Source organism: uncultured Microscilla sp., assembly GCF_947493425.1.
Classification (GTDB): Bacteria; Bacteroidota; Bacteroidia; order Cytophagales; family Microscillaceae; genus Microscilla.
The window spans coordinates 1-6425 of sequence record NZ_CANLRP010000277.1; the positions used below are offsets into that span (position 1 = coordinate 1).

Here is a 6425-nt window from a genome sequence, read left to right on the forward strand (position 1 = left end):
AAGTCTTTAGTCCCGAAGAATTGAGGGATGACGCTGCCCTGCAAGTAACTCACCGATTACACATTGATTTTTAATAAGTTAATAGTCCATAGTTGGGAGTTGGGAGTCGGGAGTCAGTAGCCTCCACAGCCTCAACTCCTTAGATACCAATGTATATCAGTGCTTTTAGCGATAAGTTAATAGTCCAGAGTCGGGAGTCAGTAGCCTCCACAGCCTCAACTCCTTAGATACCAATGTATATCAGTGCTTTTAGCGATAAGTTAATAGTCCAGAGTCGGGAGTCAGTAGCCCCCACAGCCTCAAGTCCTTAGATACCAATGTATATCAGTGCTTTTAGCGATAAGTTAATAGTCCAGAGTTGGGAGTCAGTAGCTTCTACAGCCTCAAGTCCTTAGATACCAATGTATATCAGTGCTTTTAGCGATAAGTTAATAGTCCAGAGTTGGCTTTAGCTTGATTTTTTTAACTCGCTTTGCGCAACCATAAAGCAATAAAGCCATCAAACCATTCTTTAAATCGCTTTGCGCTAACTCCTGACTACGGACTACTGACTCTGGACTAATTTTTAACTCGCTTCACGCTAACTCCTGACTCCCGACTACGGACTCCCGACTACGGACTCCCAACTAATCGCTTCACGCTAACTCCCGACTCCTGACTACGGACTCCCGACTAATCGCTTCGCGCTAACTCCTGACTCCCGACTACGGACTCCCAACTAATCACTTCGCGCTAACTCCCGACTCCTGACTACGGACTCCCGACTAATCTACCTTCACCAACAAAAAGCCGGCTTCTACACTGGCGCCTTCTTCGGTATAAATTTCGGCAACCGTGCCATCCTCATCGGCAGCAATGGTATTTTCCATTTTCATGGAAGAGAGTACGATTAAACCATCCCCCGATTTTACTTCTTGCCCTTGCGCTACCAATACCTTGATAATTTGCGAAGGCATAGGGGCTTCGTAGCCACCTTTTACTTTTTCGGCTTCTTTTTGAGGCAATCGTTCTTGCAACTTCAGAGTTACCCCACCCAGATGCTCGTTGCGTAGGTAGTAAGTTTGTTGGGCTTTTGCCAGATAAAAGATGTAACGAATGCCGCTCGCCTCAAAACAAACCTGATTATTGATGGCTTCAATCAACTTGACTTGTTCGGTGGTATCACCTACTACAAACTCAAATTGTTGATGGTTGAGGTAACGGTATTTGATGATGACGTCTTCGCTGTGTTTTTCTCCATTTTGGGTAATCTCAAGCGTATACGTTTCTTTTTGATGTGCATAAAAATTGCTACGCCAGCCTGGAGGTACCCCACGTAACAAAGAACGTTGGTATTGGCGCTGTTGCCAGTTGTACAAAGTAGCCGCCATACCTGCTTTGGTTTCCAGACTGCCTTGTATCCCCCCTGAAGGTTTTAGATTAAATTCGTTGGCAAGAAAGTGCGTATCGTATTTGCCTTGGGTAATGTGGGGGTGGTCAAACAACTGAATCAAAAAATCTTGATTGGTAGTAATACCGAGGCACTGGAGGTGTCGCAATACATACTTCATTTTACGGTGAGCCGTGGCACGTTGGGCATCCCACACAATGAGTTTGGCAATCATTGGGTCGTAATGCATAGAAATCTCTGCCCCACTCTGAATGGCAGTTTCTACCCTTAAACCTTCTACATTGGGCACACTCCATTGCTGAATGGTACCCGTTACAGGTAAAAAATCATTGGCGGCATCTTCGGCATACAAGCGACACTCCACCGCATAGCCGTTGGCTTGAATATCGGCTTGGTTCAATACCAAAGGATGCCCTTCGGCTATTTCTATCTGTAGCTGCACCAGGTCTAGCCCCGTGATTTCTTCGGTAACAGGGTGCTCTACCTGTAGGCGGGTGTTTACCTCCAAAAAATAAAACTGTTGGCTTTGGTCGTCAAAAATAAATTCTACCGTTCCGGCATTGTCATAGTTGAGTGCCTGGGCTGCTTTGAGAGCTGCTTCGCCCATTTTTTGGCGCAATTCGGGAGTAAGCACAGGCGAAGGGCTTTCTTCTATTACCTTCTGGTAGCGCCGCTGAATGGTACACTCACGCTCTAGTATGTGCACTACTTTGCCGTGTTGGTCGCCTAAAATCTGGAACTCGATATGACGACCCGATGCAATGTATTTTTCAATGATCAACTCATCATTGCCAAAAGCATTTTGGGCTTCGCGTTTGGCGGCATCAATCGATCCGTTAAGTTCTTTAGCCGTATGCACAATACGCATGCCTTTGCCCCCACCTCCGGCAGTGGCTTTGAGCAATACCGGAAAACCAATGTCATGGGCAGCCTGGCTCAGTGTTTCTGTGCTTTGGTCAGCTCCTTGGTACCCAGGTATCACAGGCACCTCGTTTTGCTTCATAATGGTTTTGGCGTTTGACTTTGAGCCCATGGCTTCTATGGCTTCGGCGCGTGGTCCGATAAATATTACTCCAGCCGCCTGACATTTGCGGGCAAACTCGGCATTTTCTGACAAAAAGCCGTAGCCTGGATGCACTGCGTCTACTTGGTGTTGTGCGCACACCGCCAATAATTTTTCTTGATTAAGGTAAGATGTCTGGGGGTTGCTTTCGCCCAAATGTACGGCGGCATCAGCCTCCTGCACAAACAAAGCATCACGGTCGGCATCTGAAAACACCGCAATGCTTCGAATCCCCATTTTGCGACAAGTTCTTATCACTCTTGAGGCTATTTCGCCTCGGTTAGCTATCAGTATTGAGTTTATCATTTTAACTTTAGTTTTTTAGACGATAGTCCATAGTTTTTAGTCTATAGTTAGGAGTCGGTAGTTGGGAGTTGTTCTCATAATTGAGAAATCGCTTCGCGCTAACTCCCGACTACGGACTCCCAACTAATCGCTTCGCGAACCATTTTAACCATAAAGCCATATAGTCATTTTTCTACCGACTATGGACTCCCAACTAAAAAACTACCGACTAACTTCCTCCATTTCTTTTCTAATTACCCAGCGGGTCAAGACCTTGGGTACCCATTGGCTTATTACTTTGTTGAAGCGATATTTTGCCCCAGTAATGACCAACCTCTTGCCTTTGAGCAAACCTCGGTAGGCGTCTTTTGCCACTTCTTGCGGAGTAGCGGTGGCTATGCTGCTAAAGGTGCGTACTTTTTGCATGCCGGCGGTTGATTGAAATCGGGTATTTTTGATTGCCGACGGGCATACTGTAGTGATCTGCACTTTAGATTTTCGATGTTTGAGTTCTTCGTGCAACGATTGGCTCATCAACCTCACAAAAGCCTTGGAACCCGCATAAGTAGCCATTTTGGGCATGGCTTCATAAGACACTCCCGAACTAATGTTCATAATTTTACCCGCATCGCGGGCGAGCATGTCTACCAAAAAATAGCGGGTCAGCAGCAAAACATTGGTTACATTTACCCCTATCATTGCCAGCTCCTTGTCTACATCTATAGTTTCAAAATTGCCATAAGTAGCAAATCCCGCATTGTTTACCAGTACATCAACAGTCCAACCTTTGCTATGTGTCCAATTGTACACCTCACGGGCTGCTGTATTTACCGACAGGTCTTTAGCAAGAAAGTGTATTTCTACCCCTGTAAACTCCTGCTCAAGGCGAGTTTGGGCTTCGCTGAGCTCTTTGGGAGGTTTTGCCACCCAAAGTACACGATAACCATCGCGAGCAAAAAGCCGGGACATTTCATAACCTATGCCACTTGATCCTCCGGTAATGAGTGCTGTTTTCATTTTAGTTTTTTATGTTAATAGTCCAGAGTCGGTAGTTGGGAGTCGGGAGTCTCTACAAGGTTCTAGGAGCTAGGCACTAGGTTCTAGGCTTTACACCCTGTTCTTTATAGGCAGTAGTTGTTCTCATAGTCGGGAGTCGGTAGTTGGGAGTCTCTACAAGGTTCTAGGAACTAGGTTCTAGGTTTTAAACCCTGTTCTTTATAGTCAGTAATTGTTCTCATAGTCGGGAGTCGGTAGTTGGGAGTCGGGAGTCTCTACAAGGTTCTAGGAGCTAGGTTCTAGGTTTTAAACCCTGTTCTTTATAGGCAGTAGTTGTTCTCATAGTCGGGAGTCGGTAGTTGGGAGTATCTACAAGGTTCTAGGAGCTAGGTTTTAAACCCTGTTCTTTATAGTCAGTAGTTGTTCTCATAGTTGAGAAATCGCTTCGCGCTAACTCCTGACTACCAACTACCGACTCCCGACTACCAACTCCCGACTAATCGCTTCGCGCTAACTCCCGACTACGGACTACCGACTCCCGACTCCTGACTACCAACTAATCGCTTCGCGCTAACTCCCGACTTCTGACTCCGGACTATCGACTAATTTTTAAATCGCTTTGCGCTAACTCCCAACTCCCAACTCTCGACTCCTGACTATGGACTCCCAACTAAATTTCACATCCTAAATACTCCAAAACTATCAGATCCTTTGATGGGTTGGCTATAGAGCACGGCAAGGGCAAAACCCAGATAATTACGGGTTTCGCGTGGGTCTATCACCCCATCATCCCATAGTTCAGACGAGGAGTACCAAGCCGATGATTTGGACTCGGCTTCTGCCATTAACATCATTTTGGCGGCAGCCATTTTCTTTTCGTCAAACTCTTGCCCCAGCGATTTGGCAGAAGCCCTTTGTACAATTTCCATTACTCCTGCCAGCTGTTCGGCACCCATCACCCCTATTTTATGGTTGGGGTAAGTAAACAAAAATCTTGGGTTGTACGAACGCCCGTTCATGCCGTAATTTCCGGCACCATACGAGGCGCCAATCATGAGGGTAATGGCGGGCACTTTGCTATTAGACACCGCGTTGATCAGTTTTGCTCCGTTTTTTATAATGCCGCCTTCTTCATACTTTTTACCTACCATATAACCCGTAGTATTTTGCATAAATATAAGCGGGATGTCATTTTTATTGCAGAGTTGAATAAACTGGGTGCCTTTGTTGGCGTCTTCTGAAAAAATCACCCCATTGTTGGCAATAATGCCTATAGGATAGCCGTGAATATTCGCCCAACCTGTGACCATGCTCTTGCCGTACTCGGGTTTAAACTCGCTAAAACGAGAGCCATCTACTACGCGCATAATAAGCTCGCGGGCATCAAAAGGTATTTTTACGTCGTGCGATACTACTCCTAATATTTCTTCGGTGTCATACAGGGGCTCTTCTACAGTACCTTCGGGCAAAAGGTGAGGCGAAGCTATTGAGATGGTTTCCATAATTTCGCGTGCCAATCGAATGCCGTCGTACTCGTCTTCGGCGAGGTAGTCTGACACCCCTGATACTCGGCTGTGCATTTCGGCTCCGCCCAGGCTCTCATCGTCTACTTCTTCGTTAGTTGCCATTTTTACCAAGGGTGGTCCTGCCAAAAACACCTTGGCTTTCTCTTTCTGAAAAATGGCGTAGTCAGACATTCCAGGAATGTAAGCCCCACCCGCCGTGGCATTGCCAAAAACTACTGATATAGTAGGTATGCCAAGTTCTGAACGTTGAGTGATTTCCCTAAAACTTGCGCCACCATAGTTAAATATTTTTGCTTGGTCGGGCAGATTGGCACCTCCACTTTCTACCAGGTTAATGCTGGGCAAGCGATTTTCGAGGGTAATTTCATTGATGCGAGCTGCCTTAAAAGCAGTGTGGTAGTCAACTGAACCACCCTTGCGGGTACCTACGTTTGAGTTGATCATACACAGCTTGCCCGATACAATGCCAATGCCGCTCACGTTGGTGCCTCCTGTACCAAAACCTCCTTTGCGGTTCATGCCTGCCAAGGGCAACAGCTCCAGAAAAGGACTGTCAGGGTCAAGCAACAACTCTATGCGTTCGCGTGCCAATAGTTTACCTCGTTGTCGGGCACGGTCGATGTGCTTATCTTTACCCTCAAAACGACTATCGGTCAAATGCTTTTGCAGTTTCTCTACCAGCTTCATCATTCCGGCGTGGTTGTCTTTATACTGCTGGGTATTTTTATTTATTCTGGTTTTAATTACTTGCATATTTTAATTAGTTTATTAGTTAGTAGTCCATAGTCGGGAGTTGGGAGTTAGTAGTCGGTAGTTTTTCTTATAATTGAGAAATTGCTTCGCGCCAGCTCCCGACTACGGACTCTCGACTACGGACTAATTTTTAAATCGCTTCGCGCTAGCTCCCGACTCCTGACTACCGACTCCCGACTAAAAAGCTCCCGACTCCTGACTAATTTTTAAATCGCTTCGCGTTAACTCCCAACTCCGGACTACCGACTCCCGACTAAAAAGCTCCCGACTCTGGACTAATTTTTAAATCGCCTCGCGCTAGCTCCTGACTCCCGACTAAAAAGCTCCCGACTCCTGACTAATTTTTAAATCGCTTCGCGCTAGCTCCCGACTCCTGACTACCGACTCCCGACTAAAAAGCTCCCGACTCCTG

3 protein-coding genes are annotated in these 6425 nt (G+C 46.4%); all 3 read right to left on the reverse strand.

All coding sequences use genetic code 11. The features are described 5' to 3' along the window. Positions 1-764: 764 nt before the first annotated feature. Complete coding sequence (locus Q0954_RS32210; RefSeq protein WP_299465560.1) at positions 765-2759, reverse strand: acetyl-CoA carboxylase biotin carboxylase subunit; 1995 nt, start codon at positions 2757-2759, stop codon at positions 765-767. A 201-nt stretch (positions 2760-2960) separates the two neighbouring features. Next, entirely contained in the window at positions 2961-3755 is a 795-nt protein-coding gene (locus Q0954_RS32215; protein ID WP_299465563.1) for an SDR family oxidoreductase, read from the reverse strand. 656 nt (positions 3756-4411) lie between these two features. Continuing rightward, the gene (locus Q0954_RS32220) at positions 4412-6013 is read right to left on the reverse strand and encodes an acyl-CoA carboxylase subunit beta (protein ID WP_299465566.1); all 1602 of its coding nucleotides are present in this window, start codon (positions 6011-6013) and stop codon (positions 4412-4414) included. Between the last annotated feature and the right edge of the window lie 412 nt (positions 6014-6425).

What these genes read in the sequence shown, in the direction of transcription:
- Q0954_RS32210 (WP_299465560.1), bottom strand. Translation starts at nt 2,759, where the DNA reads ATGATAAACTCAATACTGATAGCTAACCGAGGCGAAATAGCCTCAAGA.
- Q0954_RS32215 (WP_299465563.1), bottom strand. Translation starts at nt 3,755, where the DNA reads ATGAAAACAGCACTCATTACCGGAGGATCAAGTGGCATAGGTTATGAA.
- Q0954_RS32220 (WP_299465566.1), bottom strand. Translation starts at nt 6,013, where the DNA reads ATGCAAGTAATTAAAACCAGAATAAATAAAAATACCCAGCAGTATAAA.